The sequence below is a fragment of the Xanthomonas sp. NCPPB 3200 genome, assembly GCF_056393585.1.
In genome coordinates this window covers 750551-772894 of record NZ_CM150785.1, presented here as the reverse complement: position 1 = coordinate 772894, position 22344 = coordinate 750551, and the positions used below count along the sequence as shown (strand labels likewise).

Genomic DNA, 22344 nt, shown 5'->3' with positions numbered 1-22344 from the left:
GCCCGGACCCAGGCCTACGGTTGCCGCGTCCGAGGCAGCCGGGTGCGCCAGACCCGACCGTTGACGCGAACTTGCCCCCTGCATGCGGTAGTGTGCTGCTCCAACTGCCCCTTTGTGATGTTGCGATGCGCCTGACCGTTACGATCGCCCTCGCTTTTCTGTTCGTCCTCGGCCTGCCCGTGGCATCCGCCAAGGACGCGCCTGCCAGCGAGCCGGCGGTCGATCTGTCCAAGATCATGGGCACCTGGTACGTGATCGCACGCATGCCCAACCCAGTCGAGCGCGGCCACGTCACCAGCCGCGACGAATACACCCTGGTCGAAGACGGCAAGGTGGCGGTGCGCTATGTGTACCGCGAGGGCTTCGGCGAGCCGGAGAAAGAGGTCAACGCACGCGCCTCGGTGGATGCCGAGAGCGGCAACCGCGACTGGCGGGTATGGTTCTACAAGGTCATCCCGGCCAAGCAGCGCATCCTGGAAATCGCACCGGACGGTTCGTGGATGCTGATCTCCTACCCCGGCCGCGACCTGGCCTGGATCTTCGCGCGCAAGCCGGACATGAGCCGCGACCAGTACCGCAAGCTGGTCGACAAGATGCGCGACGACTACTCCATCTACACCGACAAGCTCAAGCGCGTGCCGCAGCTGCGCGAGCAGGTGGATCGTTTGGGGTTTGAAGTGCCCAACAAGCGCTGAGCTTGGTGGGCGGGCCGGTCGGTTGCCCGGCCGGATTCGGTTGATACAGGCATGAGCTGGTTGGTACGACGGTCGATAAGATTCGGTGCAATGCGTCGCTATCGACCTTGGTACGTCAACTTCAATTGCACGCTCCCGGCGCGGTTGCAGCAGGAACTGCGCTGCAACGCGCGTTACCACCATTGGCGGCATTGACGCGCGCTACGCTGCATTAGCGGCTACTTCGGATACGCGCACGCAGCTGTCGCACGACAGCTTGCTCCAGGCATCACGCCCCCGCCACGCTCAGTCGTAATTGCTCAAGGCCAGCGACAGCAGCGCCTTGGCCTGCTCGCGCAGCGAGACCGGCTCGACGATCTCCGCGTCCGAGCCGTAATGCAGCACGTCCATCAGCAGTTCGCGCGAGTTGCTGTACGGCACCTTGAGCTCGTAGCGGCCATCGGCCAGAAAGCGGCCCTGCTGCTTGGAATGCCAGTGCTCGTCGGCGACCCAGCGCGCGGCCTTGGCACTGAACACGATGGTCGCCCAGCCCTTGGGCGCGCCGGAAAAAATGCCGTAGCTGGCCGCCAGCTGCTCATCCAGCTCGCTGTCGGGCACATCGCGCGGCACGCTCTCGAGCAGGCGTGCGTGATTGATGCGGTCCACCGCAAAGCTGCGCACGCCATCGCGGCCGTGGTCCCAGGCATCCAGGTACCAGTTGTCGCGGTAGTGGGTGATGCGCTGCGGGGACACCGTGCGCTTGGTCGATTCGTCGGTGGAACGGGCGCGATAGTCGAAGCTCAGCTGCTTGCGCTCCAGCACGCCGGAGGCCACGGTGCGGAAGCTGGCTTCGTCCAGCTTGCGGCCGCGGTGCGGAATCACCCGCACCCGGTCCACCGGCCATTGCGACACGCCGGCCTGGGCGGCCAGTAGCCCTTCGATGCGTTGTTGCAGCGGCGCCAGCATCGAGGACAACACCCCGCCACCGGTGCGCGCCAGCAGTTGCTGGGAGGCCAGCAGCGCGTGCAGTTCTTCCGAACTCAGCCACAGGCCGGGTAGTTCGAAGCGGTCGCTTTCGCCGGAGAGATAACGGAACCCCGATTCGCCGTCGCCTTCCACCGGCGCCATCAGCGCATCGCGCAGAAACGCCAGGTCGCGGTACACGGTTGCGCGGGAGCAGCTCAGCTCATCCTGCAGCCGCGCCACCGTGACCGGGTAGCGTGCCGATTTGAGCAAGCGATGCAGGGAGTTGATGCGTTCGTAGCGGTCCATGCGTCGATTATGTCCGAGTCTTTGCGTGGCAGGGTGAGCGTCGCTGTACACCGGCAATCATGCCTGGATCGGCGCCGCGACTGCGCGCGGGCGGGCGGGCCGCGGGCCTGCAGCGCGCGCAGGCCGGGCCTGCTTGCGATGCGCCAGCCGCTGCCGTTGCGCAAGCCGACGCCCGAACCCCTTCTGAAGCGCGGCATTCACTTGCTCATGACGCAGCCGCTCAGTCCGTTATCATGAAATCGCTTCCACCCTCTTTCGCCCCTGTCCTCCAAAGCGAGCCGCCCATGTCCCGCCGTGCCCCGTTGTCTGCCCTGCTGCCGCTGTTGTTGATCACGCCCACCGTCTGGGCCCAGGCAGTCGCACCGGCCCCGGCGGACCCTGCCGCAGCCGTGATGCCGTCGCCGTGGGGCGGGAGCAGTGGCGAGCTCGGCTATGCCGCCGCCCACGGCAACAGCACCACCGACAGCCTCAATGGCCGGATCCGCCTGCGCTATACCGACGGTGACTGGATCCACAGCCTGGATGCCACCGCGCTGCGCTCCAGTTCCGAATACACCAACACCAACGACGACGGCAGCACCTCGCGCGAGCGCCAGACCACTGCTGAGCGTTACACCGGCAGCGCCGGCAGCGCGCTGCAGTTGGGCGAGCACCGCCAGCTCACCGCCACCGGCCGTTACGAACACGACGACTTTGCCACCTACGACCGCCTGGCCACCTTCGGTATCGGTTACGGCACGCGCCTGATCGATGCCGACCGCTTCTACCTGGATGCGCAGATCGGCCCGGGTATCCGGCGCGCGCACAACAGCGACGAAGACCGCAACGAGACCGGGCTGATCGGGCGCGGGCTGTTCGACCTCAAGTACACCGTCACCGACAACACCGACCTGATCAACACGCTGCTGGTGGAATCGGGCGAATACAACACCTACGCGCAGAACGATTTCGGCGTGCAGGTCAGCATGAACTCGCACTTCGCGCTCAAGGCCGCCTGGCAGATGCGCCACAACAGCGAGGTCAGCGACGGCGACAAGAAGACCGACACCCTGACCACGGTCAACCTGGTCTATACGTTCAAGTAAACACCCGCGATCGGTAGGAGCGGACCTGGCCGCGAAGGGCTTTCCCGGTAAAGCCTCTCGCGGCCGGGGCCGCTCCTACGAAGAGCGCAGCTTGCCGGACAGACCCTGCGCGACGCGGCGGTCAATGGGCCCAGACATTCGACTACGCAACCGCGAGCGGTAGGAGCGGACCTGGCCGCGACAGGCTCCCGGTAAAGCCTCTCGCGGCCGGGGCCGCTCCTACGAAGAGCGCAGCTTGCCGAAGAGGCCCCTGCGCGACGCGGCGGTCAATGGGCCCAGACATTCGACTACGCAACCGCAAGCGGTAGGAGCGGACCTGGCCGCGAGGGCGTTCCCGATAAAGCCTCTCGCGGCCGGGGCCGCTCCTACGAAGAGCGCAGCTTGCCGAAGAGGCCCCTGCGCGAAGCGGTGGTCAATGGGCCCAGACATTCGACTACGCAACCGCGAGCGGTAGGAGCGGACCTGGCCGCGAGGGCGTTCCCGATAAAGCCTCTCGCGGCCGGGGCCGCTCCTACGAAGAGCGGGGGTTGCGTGCGGGCGGGCATTGCGTGCGTCGCGGCCAGGTCTGGAGGTTGCGCCTGGGCGCTGGCGTCGATACCGGTCGTGTTACCGGCTGACGCGACGGCGCGTTACAGCTCGGCCAGCAGTTGCGCGGCGCCCTTGTCGAACAGGCCTTGCGCGACCAGGCGGCCGAGGGCCTCGGTGTCGTCAGCGCTGCCGTGCGCCTCGGCGTGGATCAGGCGTCCATCGCTGGCGCTGCCCACCATGCCCTGCAGGAACAGGCCCTGCCCTTCCCAACGCGCGAATGCCGCCACCGGCACATGGCAGCTGCCGTGCAGCGCGCGATTCATCGCCCGCTCCGCTTCCACGCAGGCGCGCGTGCGGCCGGCGTCCAGCACTGCCAGCAGGCCATGGATACGCGCATCGTCGCCACGGCATTCCACCGCCACCGCGCCCTGGGCCGGTGCCGGCAGCCAGTCAGGGACGTCCAGACGCGCAGTGATGCGCGCATCCAGTCCCAGCCGCTGCAGGCCGGCGCAGGCCAGTACGATGGCGTCGTAACCGCCGTTATCGAGCCTGGCCAGGCGGGTGTTGACGTTGCCGCGCAGGTCGATCAATTCCAGATCCGGGCGGGCCGCGCGCAGCTGCGCCTGACGTCGCAAGGAGGAGGTACCCACGCGTGCGCCCAGCGGCAGCGCCTGCAGGTTGGCATAGAGATTGGACACCAATGCATCGGCGGCATCGCCGCGCTCCATGATCGCCGGCAGCACGAAGGGCGCGTCCAGCTCCATCGGCACATCCTTGAGCGAATGCACCGCGCAATCGGCCTCGCCGCGCAGCATCGCCAGCTCCAGCTCCTTCAGGAACAGGCCCTTGCCGCCGATCGCGGCCAGCGAACGGTCCAGCACCTCGTCGCCGCGGGTGCTCATCGGCACCAGCGCGACCTCCAGGCCGGGGTGGTGCTGGCGCAGCGCGGCGGCGACGTGTTCGCTCTGCCAGAGGGCGAGCGGGCTCTTACGGGTAGCGATGCGGAGCGTGGTCATCGGGCCATTATCACGGACCGGGCGCGTAACTCCTACCTGGAGCGCACGCCGGCGCCCGCAGCACAGTGCCGCGACCGAGCAACGCACCTCAGCACACGTGACAGGTCACGCACTAACGCAATTGCTCGCGCAGGCTGGCCACGCAGCGGCGGCTCACTTCCAGCGGGTGCGGCACGTTGCGCAGCACCGCGTGCACCTGGCCATCGCCGCTGCGGCGCAGTTCCACCAGTTCGGCGCGCGCGACCAGGCAATTGCGGTGGATGCGCACCAGGCGGTCGGCGAATTCGTCTTCCAGCGATTTGAGCGACTCTTCGATCAGGTCCTCGCCGCGGGCGTGGTGGACGATGACGTACTTTTCCTCGGCCTGCAGGTAGCGGATGTCGCCGATGGCGATCAGCCGCAGGCTGCCACGCAGGCGTGCGCACAGATGCGTGCGCAACGGCGGCGGCGTGGCGCTGGGGGCGCGCCCGGCCAGGAAGGTGGCCACCTTTTCCAGTGCGGCAGCCAGGCGTTCGGGGCGCACCGGTTTCATCAGGTAGTCCAGCGCGGCGGCATCGAAGGCCGACAATGCGTGCTGGTCATAGGCGGTGCAGAACACCACCGCCGGTTGCGGCTGGCTCTGGCGCAGCAGGCGCGCGGTTTCCAGGCCGTCGACGCCGGGCATGGCGATGTCCAGCAACACCAGGTCCGGATGCAGGTGATGGCACTGCTGCAACACCTGCTGGCCGTTTTCGGCCTCGCCGATCACTTCGACATGCGGATGTTCGCCCAGCAGCAGGCGCAGGCGCTCGCGCGCCAGCGGCTCGTCATCGGCGATCAGCACCCGCACTTGCGTGGCCGTCATGGACATCCCCCTTCGCTGCAGCGACTCCCCCGTCACGACAGCGGCAATGTGATCTCACAAGCATAGTAGCCCTCGGCCCAGCTGGCCGCCATCCGTGCCCCGGCCCCGAACTGGAACGCCAGCCGGTGCGAGATGCTGGCCTGGGCATGCCCGGCCCCGGCCACCAGCGGCAACTGGGTGCCCGGCTGCGGTGCCGGATTGACGATACGGATCTGCAACTGGTTGCCGCGCTGGCGCAGCGACAGGTACAGCGTGCCGCCCTCGGGCATGCGCGAGACGCCGTGCAGCACGGCGTTTTCCACCAGCGGCTGCAGCACCAGGCGCGGCATCGGCAGCTCCCACGGCAACGGCTCCTGCCGGTGCCAGCGCACCTGCAGGCGCTCGCCCAGGCGCAGCGATTCGATCGCCAGGTAGCGTTCGGCCAGTTCGCATTCGGCACGCAGGCTGGACATGCCTTCGCCGGCACCGAGCGCGGCGCGGAACAGATCCGACAGGTCCAGCACCGCCTGCTCGGCCACGACCGGGTCGCGGCGCAGCAGGCTGGCGATGAGATTCATGCTGTTGAACAGGAAATGCGGACGGATGCGTGCCTGCAAGGCATCGGCCTGGGCACGCGCATTGGCCTGCACCTGCGCTTCCCAGCGGTCGCTGACGTAGAAGTAGCGCAGTGCCAGCGCGGTGATCAGCACCACCGTCGCCGCGCTGCCCAGGGTGAAGCGCCAGAAGCCGACCAGGGGACCGAGCGGGGCCTGGTCGAGCGCCGCATACAGGGCGTGCACGATTCCGGCACCGAGCATCGCCACCACCGCGGCGATCGACAGCGCGGCCAGCCCGCCCACCCGTGGCGGCAGCCGCGACAACGCCGGCCGCAGGACGCATAACAGCACGCTGACCGCCAGCGCCAGCCATAGCGCCAGGCCGCTGGCAGAGACAAAGCGCGACAGGGTGATATTGCGCGCCGCACCGGCGTCGGGCACCAGGGTCACCACCAGCACCACCAGTTCGGCCAGGCCCAGCATGGCGCCCAACCGCGGCAGCCGGCACAGGTCCGGCATCCAGGCGGTCTGGGGCGCGTGCTGGGCCATGGCCTCAGGCGGCGGTGAAGCGCGCCTGCATCCAGGTGCGCAAGGCCTCGATCTCTTCCAGGCAGACCTGGTGGCCCATCGGGTAGGTGTGCCAGTCCAGTTCGAAACCGAGCGTGCGCAGGGTCTGCATGCTGGCCTGGCCGGCACCGAACGGCACCACCGGGTCGGCGGTGCCGTGGGCCATGAACACAGGTTGGCGGGCAGCGACCGGCTGCAGCTGGCTGGCGGCCGCCGCCGGCTCGGGCAGATAGGTGGACAGGGCGATCAACCCGGCCAGCGGTACGCGGCGCTGCAGTCCGACCGCCAGGGTCACCGCGCCGCCTTGCGAGAACCCGGCCAGCAGCATGCGCTCGGGGGCGATGCCGCGGGATTGCTCATGGGCGATCAATGCCTCGACCTGGGCCACCGATTCGGCGATGCCGGCCTTGTCGGCGCGCGTGGCGAAATCCATGCCGACGATGTCGTACCAGCCGCGCATGCGCACGCCGTTGTTGATGGTGATCGGGCGGATCGGCGCATGCGGAAACACGAAGCGCAGCGCCGGCCAGTCCGGGCGCACCAGTTCCGGCACCATCGGGGCGAAGTCGCTGCCATCGGCGCCCAGGCCGTGCAGCCACAGCACGGTCCATTGCGGGTTCGGTCCGGTCTCGCGTTCGATCACTTCCAGCATCATCCAGCTCCGCTTGCGGGCTGGGCATTATGCATGTCGCCATCGGCCGGGCCGATCACGGGCCGGTCGAGCCGGACAGCCCGACCGCTCTCGCCGCCTGGTGCGCGCCGCTGCCCCGGCGCGACAGACGCGCAGATCGCAACGCGCACCGATCCAGCCATGCGCCGCCTGCGCGCTCAGATCAGCGACGGCTCCAGTGCGGCGGCACGGCGCAGCTCGGCCGCACGCACCAGTACCTTGGGCGGATCGAGCTCTTCGGGAATGCAGAAGATGCCGGCGCGGCGCAGGGCCAGGCCGGTGCGGCGCAACGAGGTCAATGCCACGACCGGGATCGACACCGCCATGCCCACGATCACCGGCGCCATCCAGGCCGCCAGCGATGGCGACACCGTATAGGCCACCGCGCCCATGAACAGGCCGAACACGGTCAGCCCGCCGTAGCTGCGCAACAGCGCCGGCCACGACAGCTTGCCGTCGTCGCGCACCTGCGCATCCCAGCCCGAATCCTTGCCGGCCAGTACCTCGAACACGCCGCGCGACTGCAGGTACATCACCACCGGCGCCATCAGCGCCGCCAGCACGGTTTCCAGCAGGATGCTCAGCAGCGCGCGGATCGCGCCGCCGCAGGCGCGCAACTCGCGCGGGTTGAGCAGCAGCGCGATATAGCCCAGCAGCTTGGGCGCCAGCAGCACGAACATGGTGCAGACGAAGATCCAGATCGCGTTGCCCTGGCTGCTGCCATGCCAGTAACGGGCGGGCGAGAACGGCAGGTCGCCGGCCAGATCGATCCCGCCACCGGCCAGCGGAATGCCGATGCCGATCAGCATCAGCAGGCCCCACATCGGCGCAGTGAAGTAATGCCCGATGCCGATCAGCATGTGCATGCGGCTGATCCAGTGCAGGCCCTTGGCGCCCACCACCTTGGCGTGCTGCAGGTTGCCCTGGCACCAGCGACGGTCGCGGATCAGCAGGTCGGTCAGCGTGGGGGGGCCTTCCTCATAGCTGCCCTGCAGGTAGGGCACCATGTGCATGGCCCAGCCGCCACGCCGCATCAGCGCCGCCTCGACGAAGTCGTGACTGAGCACATGCCCGCCGAACGGCTTGCGCCCGCGCAGCGACGGCAGGCCGGCGTGATCGGCGAAGGCCTGGGTGCGGATGATGGCGTTGTGGCCCCAGTAGTTGCTCTCGGCGCCATGCCACCAGGCCACGCCAAAGGCGATGATCGGCCCGTACACGCGCCCGCCGAACTGCTGCATGCGGGCGAACAGGGTCTGCCCGTTGACCACCGCCGGCAGGGTCTGGATCAGGCCCACGTCCGGGTTGTTTTCCATGCCGGCGACCAGCCGCACGATGGTGTCGCCGGTCATCACGCTGTCGGCGTCCAGGATCAGCATCTGCGGGTAGTTGCCGCCGAAACGGCGCACCCAGTCGGCGACATTGCCGGCCTTGCGCGCGGCATTGTCGGCGCGGCGGCGGTAGAAGATGCGCCCGTGTCCGTCGACGCGGTCGCACAGCTCGTTGTACACCAGTTCTTCGGCACGGCCGATGTGTTCGCGGGTGGTATCGCTGAGCACGAAGAAGTCGAAATGCTCCAGCTGGCCGGTTTCGGCCACCGATTCGTAGATTGCCTGCAGGCCGGCCAGCAGCCGGCGCGGGTCTTCGTTATAGGTGGGCATCAGCAACGCGGTGCGCGTGTGCAGGGTCGGCAGCGGCGCTTCCGGGTCGATGCCGAGCTTGCGTCCGGCGCGCGCCACCACGGTGACGAAACCGGCCACCGCGCTGGCGAAGGACATCGCGATCCAGGCAAACAGCAGCACGAACAGGCCGAGCAGGCAGCCTTCCAGCACGCTGAGGCCATCGGGCCACAGCACGCTGAGCATCACCCACACCGCCACGGCGGTGGTGGCGACGGTGCCGCCGATCAGATAGAAGCGCCGAAAGCCGATGCCGACCGGCGCGGTGCGCTGATGCGGCACCTGCAGACGGCCTTCGCGCAGGGATTGCTCGGGCATGGCCAGCGGCGCTTCCGGTGGCAGCGTGGGCTGACCGGCGTCGAGGGCAGAAACGGGGGGAAGATCGGTTGGTGCGGGGGAAAGAGTCACAGTGCCGTCCATCAAGGCTGCCCGCCGCACGATCGCGGCAGTGTGGGCTGAAGCGGGAGATCCCTCCCCGCTACGCGTGGCGACGTCGCCGCATGCACCGCAGTGCGGGCGAGCCCGGCAGTGCGGGACCACGTCGCAGAATCAGCAGCTCTAAGACCACTCCGATGCACAAGCTCTCCTGGCTGCGACGATGACGTCGCGGCTCATCTTAAAGAATCGACCGTTAAAGGAAACGAAGGCCGCGCTGCAGTCTTCGCCCCACCCGACGAGGACCGCGCGGCAGACTACGCCGCAGCGACCGAACGCTACCCCAACAGATTGCAGTCTGGCGCGCGTGCTGTCACGGGCGGCAAACCGCACTGCCATGTCAGAACAACTGCAAGTGATGTGCCAGGAACTGCAATCGGTTGCAGCGCCAGCCTTCCGGCGCGCGCGATCACCTCAATGGAACTGAGCGAATCTGAGGCATTCTGCCGCGCGTCATGGTGTATCGGAATAAGCGATGTCGGGCCTGGCCCACGTCGGCGCAGTGCATGAAGGCTGCGTCTGCGCCTGTGATCGCCGGCAAGGACACCGCGCCAGGGAGTTGGTCGGTGGCCAAGTGAAAGCTGTTGGTCAAGCAATGGACATCGGCGTTGAGCCGCATCGTTAAATGCATCGTGCCTTGCTTGCACCATGCCCACCGACCATCTCCGGTGGTCCTTGCCCGCCCACCGTCGCGGGACCTTACGCGGCATGGATGCCGCGTAAGAGCCTACACGGACGTACTTGCGGCGTGTCCTGCGATGGTGGGCGGCAAGGGCCCTGCAGCCAGGCGCCAGATCAGCCGCTCTGGCGCCCTCCCTGTCCGGAGGCGGCACATGCGCACATCGCACATGCCGCATCGAACAACAGCAGCGCCACCTGACGGAAGCGCTGCCGCCATAGCGGCCGGTGTTACTTGCGCGCAGCCTCGCTGGCGTCGCGGGTGGCGCGAAACTCCGAATCGTTGCTCCAGTTCGGCCACTGGCGCGAATCGGCCAGCTGCTGGCCCAGCGCGTACAGCACGCCCAGATCGCGCGCCGCACCGGCGAAGGTCCAGTCCGGCTTCCACTCGTCGCCCTGCTGGTGATAGCGCTTGGCGGTGTAGTCGTCGGAGGCGGCCTTGCCCGCGGCCACGCCGCCCACTTCCCAATCCTGCCCGGCCGCGTAGGACAGCGCCGGCACGCCACGCTTGGCGAAGGAGAAATGGTCCGAGCGGAAGAAGTACCCCGCCTGCGGCTTGGGATCGGGCGTGTAGCGCAGCTTCCACTGGCCGGCGACGGTCTTGAGCTGATCGAGCAATTCGAGTTTTGCGGTGCCGTAGATGCCGAAATCGCGCGATGGTACGAACGGGCTCATGCCGTCCATGTTGATCACCGCCACGGTGGTGTCCAGCGGGTACAGCGGCTTGGAGGCGTAGAACTCCGAGCCCAGTAGGCCCTTTTCTTCGGCGGTGACCGCCAGGAACACCACCGAGCGCTGCGGCTTGGGGCCGGCGGCAAAGCCGCGCGCCAGCTCCAGCAGTGCGGCGGTGCCACTGGCGTTGTCCAGCGCGCCGTTGAAGATGGTGTCACCGCGTGCGTCCGGCTTGCCGACGCCGATGTGGTCCCAATGCGCGCTGTAGATCAGCGTTTCATCCGGATGCGTGCTGCCTGGCAGCCGTGCGACCACGTTGTGCGAGGTGATCACGTCGGATTTGACCTGGTAGCTGGCGCTCAGCCCCTGGCCCTTGAGTTCCACCGGCTTGAAGCCACGCGTCTGCGCCTGCTTCTTCAAGGTGTCGAAATCCAGCCCGGCCTGCTTGAACAGGTCGGCGGCCAGATCGCGCTGGATCCAGCCTTCCAGGGTGGGATGCGCGGCGCGCGGGTTGTCGCGCACCACGTCGAACATGGTGTTGGTGTTGGAGCTGGCCACGGTGTCCCAGCCATAGGAGGCGGGCGCGGTTTCGTGCACCACCAGAACGCCCAGCGCGCCCTGGCGGGCGCCTTCTTCGTACTTGTAGGTCCAGCGGCCGTAGTAGGTCATGCCGGCACCGTCGAAGGCGCCCTTGCCGGTTTCGAAATCCGGATCGTTGATCAGCACCACCGCGATCTTGCCCTTCAGGTCCACGCCCTTGAAGTCGTCCCAGTCACGCTCGGGCGCCTTGACGCCGTAGCCGACGAACACCAGCGGTGCGTTGGCGATGTCGACCTTGGACGAGCCATCCAGCGCGGCGCGGATGGCGATCTGCTTGCCCTGGGTCAGCGCCTGCGGCTTGCCGGCGTGCTGCAGGGCGATGGTCGGCGTGCCGACGATATCGGCGCGGCGCAGCGGCACCGCCTGGGTCCAGGCGCGCTTGCCGTCGGTCAGATCGCCGCCCGGCTGCAGGCCGGCGTCGGCGAACTGCTTGCTCAGGTAGGCAATGGTCTTTTCCTCGCCGGCGGTGGCCGGGCCACGGCCTTCATAGGCATCGGAGGACAGCTCCTTGACGTCGCGCGAGATGCGCGCGCCATCGAAGCTCGGCGTCGCCGCCATCAGTGCGGTCGAGACCGCCATCGCCAGCATTCCCATTGCAACGCGTTTGGTAACAACTCGCTTCACTGCAGCACCCAGGTAGTGTCCGAACAGCCCTGGAGTGTAGCTACTGCGGCGTTCGATCGGGTGTGCACGGCGGCGAGCGATGCATGCCGTCGCGCTGACGACATGCATCGGCAGCGACGCAGCATTGATCGATAGGGCCAGCCAGCGATGCGGCGCGGCGCAGCACATCGCGCTGCCACCTGGCACGGCATCCACTTTGCGCCTCACGGCGCTGGATGCCGTCAAACAGCTAAAGGCTGCGGCGGTCTATGCCGCAGCGCCGCCGCCGAACGCCACTGTCGCTCAGAACAGGTCGACGCTGCCGACCTGCTGGGTGACCTGCTGCATCCTTCCGCTGGCCACCAGTTCGGCGTACACCTCGGTGCGATTGCGGCCGTGCTGCTTCGCCCAGTACAGCGCCTTGTCGGCCTCGTCGAGCAGCTGGCTGATCAACTGTCCGTCGGTGAGCTCGACGATGCCGGTACTGAGCGTGACCTTGCCGACCTGCGGAAACACCTGCTCGGCCACCGCCATACGGAAGCGCTCGAACAGACTCACCGCGAGGTCGCGGTCCACGCCGCGCAACACGATCACGAACTCCTCGCCGCCGAAGCGGAACAGCAGATCGTCCTGGCGGAAGCAGCGCTGCATCAACTGCGCAACCAGCAACAGCACCTCGTCGCCGTACAGGTGGCCGAAGCTGTCGTTGACGCGCTTGAAGTGATCGATGTCGACGATCCCCAGCCACACGCCTTCGCTGGCCGCCGCGTCCGCACCACCGGCGAACAGGCGCAGGATCACATCGTCGAAGGTCTTGCGGTTGCGCAGGCCGGTCAACGCATCGCGCTGGGCATCGTCGAGCAGGCTGCGGTAATTCTGGAAAAAACGCGCAAAGCCCTGCAGCATCACCTGTTCGGCAGCGCCGGGTGCGCGCGAACCGCCCACGCGCAGGCAGGTGCGGATGCCGCGTGCCTCCATCATCGGGTACACCAGCAGCGCGCGGCCGTCCTGCTGCAACTGCACCACATCGCCCGGCCCATGCAGGTCGGCCAGTTGCGCGCGCATCTGCGCGTCGTGGATATCGGCCACCGTCAGCGACAGCCGGCCATCCTCGCGCAGCCGCGTTTCGGCCATGGTGCGGCCATCCGGCGCGATGCGCAGCAACGACAATTCCTCGGACGCGCAGACCTCGCGCATGGTGCGCAACAGGCTGAGGTCGAGTAGATCGGCATCGCGGATGGCGGTCAGGTCCACCATGCGTTCCAGCAACGGTGCCGTGGTCATTGCCGCACCATCCCGCGGGCAGACGCAGGCCCGCAGCGCCGGTCACGGCACGCGGGCACACCTCTCGGGCTGGAACGCACTGGCATCACGACGGGTCACCGGCAGTCTCGATGCCGGTTCATCGGCGCTGAACGCGCGAACTTGAGTCCGCCCGCCGGCCGGCGCAGCGCACGGCCAGCCGGCGTACACGGATGTGCAGGCGCACGACCGGCCGGCGCACCAGCGCGCTTACGGCAGTGCGGACTCCAGCGCATCGTCGCCCAGCGCGTGCGCCTGCATCAGACGCCGGCTGCCGGCATTCAGCCCTTTGACCTGGACGTCCAGCGCGTGATGACGCAGCCGCTGCACCACTTTGTCCAGCGCCGCCACCGCGGTGATGTCCCAGAAATGCGCGCGGCCGACGTCGATCACCACTGCGCGGCCGGGCACCTGGCGCGCGTCGAAGGCGTCGATGAACACGTCGGCCGAGGCGAAGAACACCTGCCCGCGCACGTGGTAGGTACGCACGCCGTCGTCGCCGTCGCTGTGCGTGATCTGCAGCAGCCCGGCCACCTTGAAGGTGAAGAACACCCCGCTCAATACCACGCCCACCGCCACCCCGGCGGCCAGGTTGCGGGTGACCAGGGTCACCGCCACGGTGGCCAGCATCACCACGCTGGAGGTGCGCGGATGGGTGACCACGGTGCGCAGCGAACGCCAGTCGAAGGTCTCGGCCGAGACCATCACCATGATCGCCACCAGCGCGATCACCGGCACCTGCGAGACCCACGGCTTGAGCAGCACCATCAGGATCAGCAGGAACACCCCGGCGAACAGGGTGGAGAGACGGCCCCGCCCGCCGTATTTCACGTTGCCCACGGTCTGTCCGATCATGCCGCAGCCGGCAATGCCGCCGAACAGGCTGGCCGCGGTGTTGGCCAGACCCAGCCCGGTGCACTCGCGGTTCTTGTTGCTCGGGGTGTCGGTGAGTTCGTCGACCACGCGTGCGGTCATCAGCGATTCGAGCAGCCCCACCATCGCGATGGCCAGCGCCGGCAGGGCGATGATGCGCAAGGTCTCCAGCGTCAGCGGCACCGCCGGCCATTGCAGGACCGGCAGCGCGTTGGGCAGCTTGCCCAGGTCGGCCACCGTCTCCAGTGGCAGGTGCAACGCTGAGCCCAGCCCCGTCAGCACCAGGATGCACAGCAGCGGCGAAGGGATTGCCGACACGCCCGGCAACGGCAGCCGCGGCAGGCCGTAGATGATGAGCAGGCCCAACGCCAACATGCCCCAGGTGGCCAGGTTGGCGTGCTGCAGATGCGGCAGCTGCGCGGCGAAGATCAGCACCGCCAGCGCGTTGACGAAGCCGGTGCGCACCGAGCTGCTGACAAAACGCATCAGCACGCCCAGCCGCAACAGACCGAACAGGATCTGCACCGCACCGGCCAGCAGCCCGGCCGCCAGCAGATAGGGCAAGCCGTGTGCGGCCACCAGCGGTGCGGCCACCAGGGCCACCGACCCGGCCGCAGCGGAAATCATCGCTGGGCGGCCGCCGAAGAACGCGATGACAATCCCGATCACGAACGACGCGAACAGCCCCACTTGCGGGTCGACGCCGGCCACGAACGCAAAGGCGATCACTTCGGGAATCAGCGCAAAGGTAGCGACCGCACCGGCCATCAGTTCGCGCGCAGGCGAGGCGCGCCATTGCGCCAGTTCGGCACGCAGAAAGGACATTGGAAGACACTCCGGGGACAGAAAGGACAGCCTGCGGACAGGCGACAGCGGCGATAGTGTGCGCGAAAGCGACCCGGCCCGCAGCCTGCGTGTGACCGGTGCGGCAATGCGCCTTTCTGTGGTCCGGATCACGCCAAACGATGCGGCCGCGGACCAAGATGCCCCCCTCACCGGGTTCGGGTGTCGAGCCGGGTTCGCTAGGGAGACCACCATGTCCATCTTCAGGACTGCCAGTACGCTCGCACTGGCCACCGCGCTGGCGCTCGCCGCCGCACCGGCCTTCAGCTACTCCATCAGCAACAACAAGATTGTCGACGACAGCGGCAAGGTGGTGCAGCTCAAGGGCGTCAACGTGTTCGGCTTCGAGACCGGCAACCATGTCATGCACGGTCTGTGGGCACGCAACTGGAAGGACATGATCAACCAGATGCAGGACCTGGGCTTCAACGCCGTGCGTCTGCCGTTCTGCCCGGCCACCCTGCGCAGCAGCACGATGCCGACCAGCATCGATTACAGCCTCAATGCCGATCTGCAGGGCCTGAGCTCGCTGCAGATCCTGGACAAGGTGATCAACGAATTCAACGCGCGCGGCATGTATGTGCTGCTGGATCACCACACCCCCGATTGCGCCGCCATCTCCGAGCTTTGGTACACCGGCTCGTATTCCGAAGCACAGTGGCTGGACGATCTGCGCTTTGTCGCCAACCGCTACAAGAACGTGCCCAGCGTGATCGGCCTGGACCTGAAGAACGAGCCGCACGGTGCCGCCACCTGGGGCACCGGCAACGCGGCCACCGACTGGAACAAGGCCGCCGAGCGCGGTTCGGCCGCGGTGCTGGCGGTGGCGCCGAAGTGGATCATCGCGGTGGAAGGCATCACCGACAATCCGGTCTGCTCGACCAACGGCGGCATCTTCTGGGGCGGCAACCTGCAGCCGCTGGCCTGCACCCCGCTGAACATTCCGGCCAACCGGCTGCTGCTGGCACCGCATGTCTACGGGCCGGACGTGTACGCGCAGGCGTACTTCAACGACAGCAACTTCCCCAACAACATGCCGGCGATCTGGGACCGCCACTTCGGCCAGTTCGCCGGCACGTATGCGCTGCTGCTGGGCGAATTCGGCGGCAAGTACGGCGAAGGCGACGCACGCGACAAGGTCTGGCAGGACGCGCTGGTGAAGTACCTGCGCAGCAAGGGCATCAACGAGGGCTTCTACTGGTCGTGGAATCCCAACAGTGGCGACACTGGCGGCATCCTGCGCGACGACTGGACCAGCGTGCGCGATGACAAGATGGCGCTGCTGCGGACGCTGTGGGGCACGGTGAGCAGCACCACGCCGACGCCTACTCCCACTCCGACTCCCACGCCAACACCGACACCGACACCGACACCGACACCCAGCGGCAGCTTCAGCACCAAGGTGAGCGTGGACAGCCAGTGGAACGGTGGCTACTGCAACCGCGTGCAGGTCACCAACACCGGCACCGCCAGCGGCACCTGGGCGATCTCGCTGCCTGTCACCGGCACCGTCAACAACGCCTGGAACGTCACCTGGTCGCAGAGCGGCAGCACGCTCAAGGCCAGCGGGGTGGACTTCAACCGCACCCTGGCCGCCGGTGCGACGGCCGAATTCGGCTTCTGCGCGGCAGGCTGATGCAATAAGGCGGGCACGCAGTGCGTGTCCGCCATTACCTTGCAAGCTGCCGACAGTCTGCAAGTCACCAATGTCGCGTCACCCATCGATCGCTGGATCGATGCCCATGACCTTGTAGGAGCGCCCCCGGGCGCGATGAAGCGTTATCGATAACGCCCCATCGCGCCCGGGGGCGCTCCTACATTGCAGCTGCCGAAAGCGGACGCTGCCGCAATTAGCATTCAACCCGCATGTGAATCAGCCGCTATTCATGACATAGCGCCCTGCGCGCGTTCTGGATGCCGTCCCATGCCTGTTGTCTCCCTGTTGCGTCGTCACGTTGCCAATCTCCCGCTCACCCGCAAGTTCGTGCTGTTGTGCAGCTTGTTGACGGTGGGCGTGATCCTGCTGGCAGTGGCTGCGGCCCGCTTGCAATACCTGGACCTGATCGAGGCGCGCAAGCTCAGCGTCAAGACCGAGGTGGAGATGGGCCTGACCGTGATGCAGCACTATGCAGACAAGGCCAAGGCCGGCGAACTGACGGTCGAGCAGGCCAAGGAAGCTGCACGCACCACGCTGGCCGACATGCGCACCAACGACGGGGTGGATTACTTCTTCATCGTCGACCCGCAGATGCGCATCCTGATGCATCCCAAGCGCGCCGTCGGCACCGACATGAGCGACTACAAGAGCGATGCCGGGCAGTACGTCTATCGCGACATCAAGACGGCGATCGAGCGCGGCAACGGCTTCAGTTATTACAACGCGCCCAAGCCGGGCAAGCAGGAGCAGCTGCCCAAGATCAGCTATGCCAAGACCTTTCCGGCCTGGAACTGGGTATTGGTGATGGGCGTGTACGCCGAGGACATCCAGGTGCAGGCCTGGGGCTTCACCCGCACCCTGACCCTGATCGGCGGCGCCTTGGTGGCGATGGTGATCGGCCTGTGCTGGTTGATCGCCTCGGCGATGGCGGCACCGCTGCGGGCAGCATCGCGTACCGCAGAGGCGATCGCCTCGGGCCGCTTCGACAACGATATCCGGGTTGAATCGCGCGACGAAACCGGCCAGCTGATGCACAGCATGCAGCAGATGCAGACCCAGTTGCAGCGCTTCAACGGCGAAATGCAGACCATGATCCGCCTGCAGCAGGGCGAGAACATCGCGCACCGCATTCCGGAGGATTTCCCTGGCGATTACGGCACCCTGGCGCATGGCGTGAACACGGTGGTGTTCGAGCATCTGGATGCCATCAACGAGGCGATGGACCTGATGGGCGAGTACGGCCGCGGCGATCTGCGCCGCGACATGCGTCGCCTGCCCGGCCAGCGCGCGGCGCTGCACGAAGCGCTGGACACGGTGAAGAGCAACCTGTCGGCAATCAACAGCGATATCGCACGCCTGGCCGACGCGGCCGCGCGCGGCGATTTCTCCGCACGTGGCGAGCAGGCGCGCTACCAGTTCGCATTTGCCGAAATGGTGCAGGCATTGAACCGCCTGATGCAGCAGGCCGATGCAGGCCTGGACGATGTCGGCCGCATCATGGCCGCGATTGCCGATGGCGATCTGTCGCAGCGGGTGGAATCGCATTACGAGGGCGCATTCGGCCGCCTGGCCAATGCGGCCAACCGTACGGCGATCCAGCTGACCACCATCGTGCAGGGCATCCAGCACTCGGCCGAGATGATCAACACCGCCGCCGGCGAGATCGCCAGCGGCAATGCCGACCTGTCCACACGCACCGAGCACCAGGCGGCGAACCTGGAAGAAACCGCCGCGTCGATGGAAGAACTCACCTCCACCGTGCGCCAGAACGCCGACAACGCGCGCCAGGCCAATCAGCTGGTCAAGGGCACCGGCGAAGTGGCCGAAAGCGGCGGCCGCGTGGTGCAGGAAGTGGTCAGCACCATGCAGGCAATCACGCAATCGTCGGCACGGATTTCCGACATCATCGGAGTGATCGACGGCATCGCGTTCCAGACCAACATCCTGGCCTTGAACGCGGCGGTGGAAGCGGCACGCGCCGGCGAGCAGGGCCGCGGATTTGCGGTGGTAGCCACCGAAGTGCGCGCGCTGGCGCAGCGTTCGGCCGGCGCGGCCAAGGAGATCAAGCAGCTGATCTCCGATTCGGTGGAAAAAGTGGCGCAGGGCTCGGACCTGGTGCAACAGGCCGGCAGCACGATGACCGAGGTGGTCAGCTCGGTGCAGCGGGTGACCGACATCATGGCCGAGATCACCGCCGCCAGTACCGAGCAAAGCGCCGGTATCGAGCAGGTCAGCACCACGGTGATGCAGCTGGATGAAATGACCCAGCAGAACGCAGCGCTGGTGGAAGAAGCCACCGCTGCGGCACGCAGCATGGAAGACCAGGCGGCGGATCTGACCCGCGCAGTGGCAGTGTTCCGGTTGGTGCCGCAGCAGGCTGCACTGACGCAACGGCGCTCGGTGGTGCAGGCGGCTTGATGGAGGGATGTAGAGCGCATCTCCCTGCGAGCGCGAAGGCACGGCATGCGCGCCACTGGCGCGCGTGACGCAACCGCGGGCTGGGGCGCGGAGCGGGGATTCGGGTAAGCGTGCCCGAAAGCCGCATCTGCACCAGAACAAGCGCGTCATCGGATCAAAAGAAGCTGACCAGACCGCAGATCAGCAGACCGCCGTGCAACGTGCACGGCTCACAATCATGCACACCGACCATCTCGATGGGTCCTTGCGCGCCTACCGTCGCGGGACCTTACGCGGCATGGATGCCGCGTAAGAGCCTACAAGGACGTACTTGCGGCGTGTCCTGCGATGGTAGGCGGGCAAGGGCCTTGCAGCCAAGCCGCAGATCATCGCTCTGCAATCCATGCATCCATCCCCTGCATCACCTCTCCAGACGGCCGCGATAATGGGCCTCAACATCGCCGGTAGTGAACATCATCGATGCGATTGACGCGGTTTTATGGGTAGGCCGTACCCTCACCCGCCCTGCGGGCACCTTCTGCTGTTGGAGAAGTGTGTGTTGCTGCATGCGCTGCGTCAGCGCGCGGCGTCGCGTCCGGCGGTGGCACTGCCGTGGCGGGCGCGTTTGACGGCGTACATCGCTTCGTCTGCCGCGTGCATCAGGCTGGCAGCGTCGGCCTGCTGGCCGTGTTGCCAGGCGACGCCGATGCTGGACCGGATCGGCAGATGTTGCTCACCGAACATGGCGCCCGCCGCCGATGCGGCGCGGATCCGGTCTGCCACGGCGGCGCATTCGGTCTGCGGATCCTGCAGGTTGTCCAGCAGCACCACGAATTCGTCGCCGGCCAGGCGTGCCACCAGATAGTGGCCTTCGGCCGCCTGCTGCAGGCAGCGGCCGAAGGCGACCAGCACTGCGTCGCCGGCGCGGTGGCCGTGGACATCGTTGATGCGTTTGAAGCCGTCCAGATCCAGGAACATCACCGCGACCGCGCACTGCCGCTGTTGCGCCTGGGTCACCGCAACCTGCAGCGCCTCGGACCAGGCGTGGCGATTGGGCAGGCCGGTCAGGGCGTCGCGGGTCGCACGCTCGTGCATCAGCCGATGCAGGGTCTTGTGCGCGGTGACATCCTGCGCCATCAGGAAGAATCCCTGCGCCTGCGCCGCTGCGCCCTGCATTTCCGGCACCAGGGTGATTTCCACATCGCGCGGTGTCGCGCCACCACGCAGAACGTGTTCGAAGTGGGCCCGCTGCCCGGCGCTCACCTGCGCCAGCGCAGCGCGCGCCTCCGCACCGAGCTCCTCGCCCAGTACCTGGGTGATCGCGCAGCCGACCAGACTGGCCGGCTCCACGCCGAGCCAGTCGCGATGCGCCTGGTTGGCGAACAGGCAGCGCTGCGCGGCATCGTAATGTCCCACCAGGGTGGGGGTGGCATCGCTGATCGCACGCAGCCGCGCTTCGCTTTCGGCCAGGCGCTCGGCGGCGACATGGCGTTCGGTGACGTCCTGGATCTGCGAGACAAAATGCACCGGCGCGCCGCTGCTGTCGCGCACCAGCGACACCGACAGCTGCGCCCAGATCACCGCGCCCTGCTGGCTGATGTAGCGCTTGGCCAGGCTGTAATTGTCGCGCTTGCCGTCGATCAGTTCCTGCACCAGGCGCAGGTCCATGTCCAGATCGTCGGGGTGAGTGATGGTCTGGAAGGTGGTGCGCAACAGCTGCTCGCGCGGATATCCCAGGATGCTGCACAGCGACGGGTTGACGTCGCGCCAGTCGCCATCCAGCGAGACGATCGCCATGCCCTGCGGGGCGGTTTCGAACGCACCGCGGAAGTGCTCGGCCGCCAGCTGCGCGGCGGCCTGCGCCTGCAGCTCGGCGGTGACGTCGATGGCCATTGCCAGATAGCCGGACAGTCCCTGCTGCGCGTCGTGGATGATGTTGAAGCACAGCCGGACGCGCCGCAGTCCGCCGTCCTTGCGCACCAGGGTCCAGATTTCTTCTTCGAGCAAGTCGCCTGCAGCGGCGGCGGCCAGCTTGATGTACGACGGCGGCGACAACGCCAGCGTGGCCATGTGCCGCTCCAGCTCGGCCGGCAGGTGGAACTGCGCCGGGCAGCGGCCCAACACCTCGTCGGCCGCGTAGCCCAGCAGGCGCTCGGCGCCGGGGTTGAACAATTCGATGCGCCCGTTCGGATCGAACGCGATGATCGCCACATCCTGCGAGGCGTCCACCAGCGACTGCAGACGTGCGCGCTCGCCCGCCAGCGCAGCCGAGGCATCGCGCAACTGGGTGATGTCGTGCATCACGCATACCGCACCCAATGCCGCGCCCTGGTCGCTGACCACCGGGTCGGCATTGCACAGCACGCTGCGTGCCGGCTGGCCGGTGGCGCGGATCACCATCTCGGCATTGCGCACGTGCTCGCCGGCCCAGGCGCGCACCAGCGGGATGGCGTCGGTGGGCAGCAGCGCACTGCCGTCGGCGTTATAGAGATCGAAGTGCTGGGCCCATTGCGTCGGCGGCAACAGGCGCGGATCGGTGCCGTGCCATTGCCGTGCGGCGTGGTTGAACTCATGCAGCAGCCCGTCGCTGTCGCAGGACACCACGCCGTCGGGCATGGCTTCCAGCAAACGGCTCAGGGTCTGCCGCTGCGCCTGCGCAGCCAACCGGTCGCGACGCGCCTCCAGTTGACCGACGGCCTGCCGCGCCAGGCGGATCAGGCCTTGCTTCTGGTTTTCGTCGAGCAGCCGCGATTGGGTGCTGAGCGTGCACAAGGTGCCGTAGGCATAGCCCTCACGGCCGACCAGCGGCACGCCCGCATACGAGCGCACCCCTGGCGCGGCAGTGACCAGCGGGTTACGCGCGAAGCGCGGATCGGCCGCCGCATCGGGCACTTCCAGCAGCTCGGTCCCCATCACCGTGTAGGAACAGAACGACATCGCGCGCGGGGTACCTTCCAGATCGGTGCCACAACGCGCCTTGAACCACTGGCGGTCGGCGTCCAGCAGCGACACCAGCGCCATCGGGGCGCCGGTGATGTGGGCCGCCAGCCAGGCGATATCGTCGAATTCGGCCTCCGGCTCGGTATCCAGCACCCCCAACCGACGCACCGCCTCCACGCGCAGGGCGTCGTCGGCGGGAATGGGTACGGGCGGCAACAGGACGGTCATGGCGTGATCGGCGGGCAACGTCTGGGCAAGGTAGGTCGCCCCAGGTAACGGCGAGGCGATGATCAACTTGAGCGCGTGCGCCGGGCCTGCTGGCGGGCCGGTGGTTGCCGCACCCCCACCCGCGCCGGCCCGGGCGTCCCGTCGCACGCCGCCCCGCCGGTGGCCGCACCTGCCCCCCTGCCGGACAGCATTTGCGACACTGCCGGGCAGCCACTACCCTCGGCCGATTGTCCTGCTCTGGAGTGTCA

14 protein-coding genes are annotated in these 22344 nt (G+C 67.4%); 4 read left to right on the top strand and 10 right to left on the bottom strand.

Features of this window, described 5'->3' with window-relative positions; all coding sequences use genetic code 11:
- Window positions 1-125 precede the first annotated feature (125 nt).
- Window positions 126-695, top strand: coding sequence for a lipocalin family protein (locus AC06DU_RS03275; RefSeq protein ID WP_016903639.1), 570 nt, complete (start codon window positions 126-128; stop codon window positions 693-695).
- A 285-nt stretch (window positions 696-980) separates the two neighbouring features.
- On the opposite strand, the gene AC06DU_RS03270 is transcribed toward AC06DU_RS03275, so the two are convergent.
- On the bottom strand, window positions 981-1946 hold the full coding sequence (locus AC06DU_RS03270; RefSeq protein WP_024940221.1) for a helix-turn-helix transcriptional regulator: 966 nt from the start codon (window positions 1944-1946) through the stop codon (window positions 981-983).
- Between the two features lie 284 nt (window positions 1947-2230).
- On the opposite strand from AC06DU_RS03270, the gene AC06DU_RS03265 reads away from it, so the two are divergent.
- Window positions 2231-3031, top strand: a complete 801-nt coding sequence (locus AC06DU_RS03265) for a DUF481 domain-containing protein (protein ID WP_104569115.1) — start codon at window positions 2231-2233, stop codon at window positions 3029-3031.
- A gap of 629 nt (window positions 3032-3660) precedes the next feature.
- On the opposite strand, the gene hemC is transcribed toward AC06DU_RS03265, so the two are convergent.
- From hemC to AC06DU_RS03225, 8 genes are all read right to left on the bottom strand, one after another.
- Window positions 3661-4575: a hydroxymethylbilane synthase gene (gene hemC, locus AC06DU_RS03260; protein WP_065032133.1), complete on the bottom strand. Its 915-nt coding sequence runs from the start codon at window positions 4573-4575 to the stop codon at window positions 3661-3663.
- A 112-nt stretch (window positions 4576-4687) separates the two neighbouring features.
- Window positions 4688-5419, bottom strand: a complete 732-nt coding sequence (locus AC06DU_RS03255; protein WP_016903806.1) for a LytR/AlgR family response regulator transcription factor — start codon at window positions 5417-5419, stop codon at window positions 4688-4690.
- A 32-nt stretch (window positions 5420-5451) separates the two neighbouring features.
- On the bottom strand, window positions 5452-6504 hold the full coding sequence (locus AC06DU_RS03250; protein ID WP_016903807.1) for a sensor histidine kinase: 1053 nt from the start codon (window positions 6502-6504) through the stop codon (window positions 5452-5454).
- Between the two features lie 4 nt (window positions 6505-6508).
- On the bottom strand, window positions 6509-7177 hold the full coding sequence (locus tag AC06DU_RS03245) for an alpha/beta hydrolase (protein ID WP_478203553.1): 669 nt from the start codon (window positions 7175-7177) through the stop codon (window positions 6509-6511).
- Window positions 7178-7350: 173 nt separating this feature from the next.
- Window positions 7351-9288: a glucans biosynthesis glucosyltransferase MdoH gene (mdoH, locus tag AC06DU_RS03240; RefSeq protein ID WP_478203551.1), complete on the bottom strand. Its 1938-nt coding sequence runs from the start codon at window positions 9286-9288 to the stop codon at window positions 7351-7353.
- A 924-nt stretch (window positions 9289-10212) separates the two neighbouring features.
- Entirely contained in the window at window positions 10213-11841 is a 1629-nt protein-coding gene (locus AC06DU_RS03235) for a M28 family metallopeptidase (protein WP_179465001.1), read from the bottom strand.
- Window positions 11842-12159: 318 nt separating this feature from the next.
- Window positions 12160-13140, bottom strand: coding sequence for a GGDEF domain-containing protein (locus tag AC06DU_RS03230; protein ID WP_478203549.1), 981 nt, complete (start codon window positions 13138-13140; stop codon window positions 12160-12162).
- A 228-nt stretch (window positions 13141-13368) separates the two neighbouring features.
- The gene (locus tag AC06DU_RS03225) at window positions 13369-14856 is read right to left on the bottom strand and encodes a SulP family inorganic anion transporter (RefSeq protein ID WP_478203547.1); all 1488 of its coding nucleotides are present in this window, start codon (window positions 14854-14856) and stop codon (window positions 13369-13371) included.
- A gap of 211 nt (window positions 14857-15067) precedes the next feature.
- Here AC06DU_RS03225 and AC06DU_RS03220 point away from each other — a divergent pair, with 211 nt between their 5' ends.
- The gene (locus AC06DU_RS03220) at window positions 15068-16510 is read left to right on the top strand and encodes a cellulase family glycosylhydrolase (protein WP_478203545.1); all 1443 of its coding nucleotides are present in this window, start codon (window positions 15068-15070) and stop codon (window positions 16508-16510) included.
- Between the two features lie 306 nt (window positions 16511-16816).
- Window positions 16817-18949, top strand: coding sequence for a methyl-accepting chemotaxis protein (locus AC06DU_RS03215; RefSeq protein WP_172454409.1), 2133 nt, complete (start codon window positions 16817-16819; stop codon window positions 18947-18949).
- Window positions 18950-19504: 555 nt separating this feature from the next.
- On the opposite strand, the gene AC06DU_RS03210 is transcribed toward AC06DU_RS03215, so the two are convergent.
- Window positions 19505-22243: a PAS domain S-box protein gene (locus AC06DU_RS03210; RefSeq protein WP_478203543.1), complete on the bottom strand. Its 2739-nt coding sequence runs from the start codon at window positions 22241-22243 to the stop codon at window positions 19505-19507.
- Between the last annotated feature and the right edge of the window lie 101 nt (window positions 22244-22344).

Excerpts from the sequence above, each read along its gene's own strand:
- AC06DU_RS03275 (WP_016903639.1), top strand. The coding sequence starts at position 126 with ATGCGCCTGACCGTTACGATCGCCCTCGCTTTTCTGTTCGTCCTCGGC.
- AC06DU_RS03270 (WP_024940221.1), bottom strand. The coding sequence starts at position 1,946 with ATGGACCGCTACGAACGCATCAACTCCCTGCATCGCTTGCTCAAATCG.
- AC06DU_RS03265 (WP_104569115.1), top strand. The coding sequence starts at position 2,231 with ATGTCCCGCCGTGCCCCGTTGTCTGCCCTGCTGCCGCTGTTGTTGATC.
- hemC (WP_065032133.1), bottom strand. The coding sequence starts at position 4,575 with ATGACCACGCTCCGCATCGCTACCCGTAAGAGCCCGCTCGCCCTCTGG.
- AC06DU_RS03255 (WP_016903806.1), bottom strand. The coding sequence starts at position 5,419 with ATGACGGCCACGCAAGTGCGGGTGCTGATCGCCGATGACGAGCCGCTG.
- AC06DU_RS03250 (WP_016903807.1), bottom strand. The coding sequence starts at position 6,504 with ATGGCCCAGCACGCGCCCCAGACCGCCTGGATGCCGGACCTGTGCCGG.
- AC06DU_RS03245 (WP_478203553.1), bottom strand. The coding sequence starts at position 7,177 with ATGATGCTGGAAGTGATCGAACGCGAGACCGGACCGAACCCGCAATGG.
- mdoH (WP_478203551.1), bottom strand. The coding sequence starts at position 9,288 with ATGGACGGCACTGTGACTCTTTCCCCCGCACCAACCGATCTTCCCCCC.
- AC06DU_RS03235 (WP_179465001.1), bottom strand. The coding sequence starts at position 11,841 with ATGCTGGCGATGGCGGTCTCGACCGCACTGATGGCGGCGACGCCGAGC.
- AC06DU_RS03230 (WP_478203549.1), bottom strand. The coding sequence starts at position 13,140 with ATGACCACGGCACCGTTGCTGGAACGCATGGTGGACCTGACCGCCATC.
- AC06DU_RS03225 (WP_478203547.1), bottom strand. The coding sequence starts at position 14,856 with ATGTCCTTTCTGCGTGCCGAACTGGCGCAATGGCGCGCCTCGCCTGCG.
- AC06DU_RS03220 (WP_478203545.1), top strand. The coding sequence starts at position 15,068 with ATGTCCATCTTCAGGACTGCCAGTACGCTCGCACTGGCCACCGCGCTG.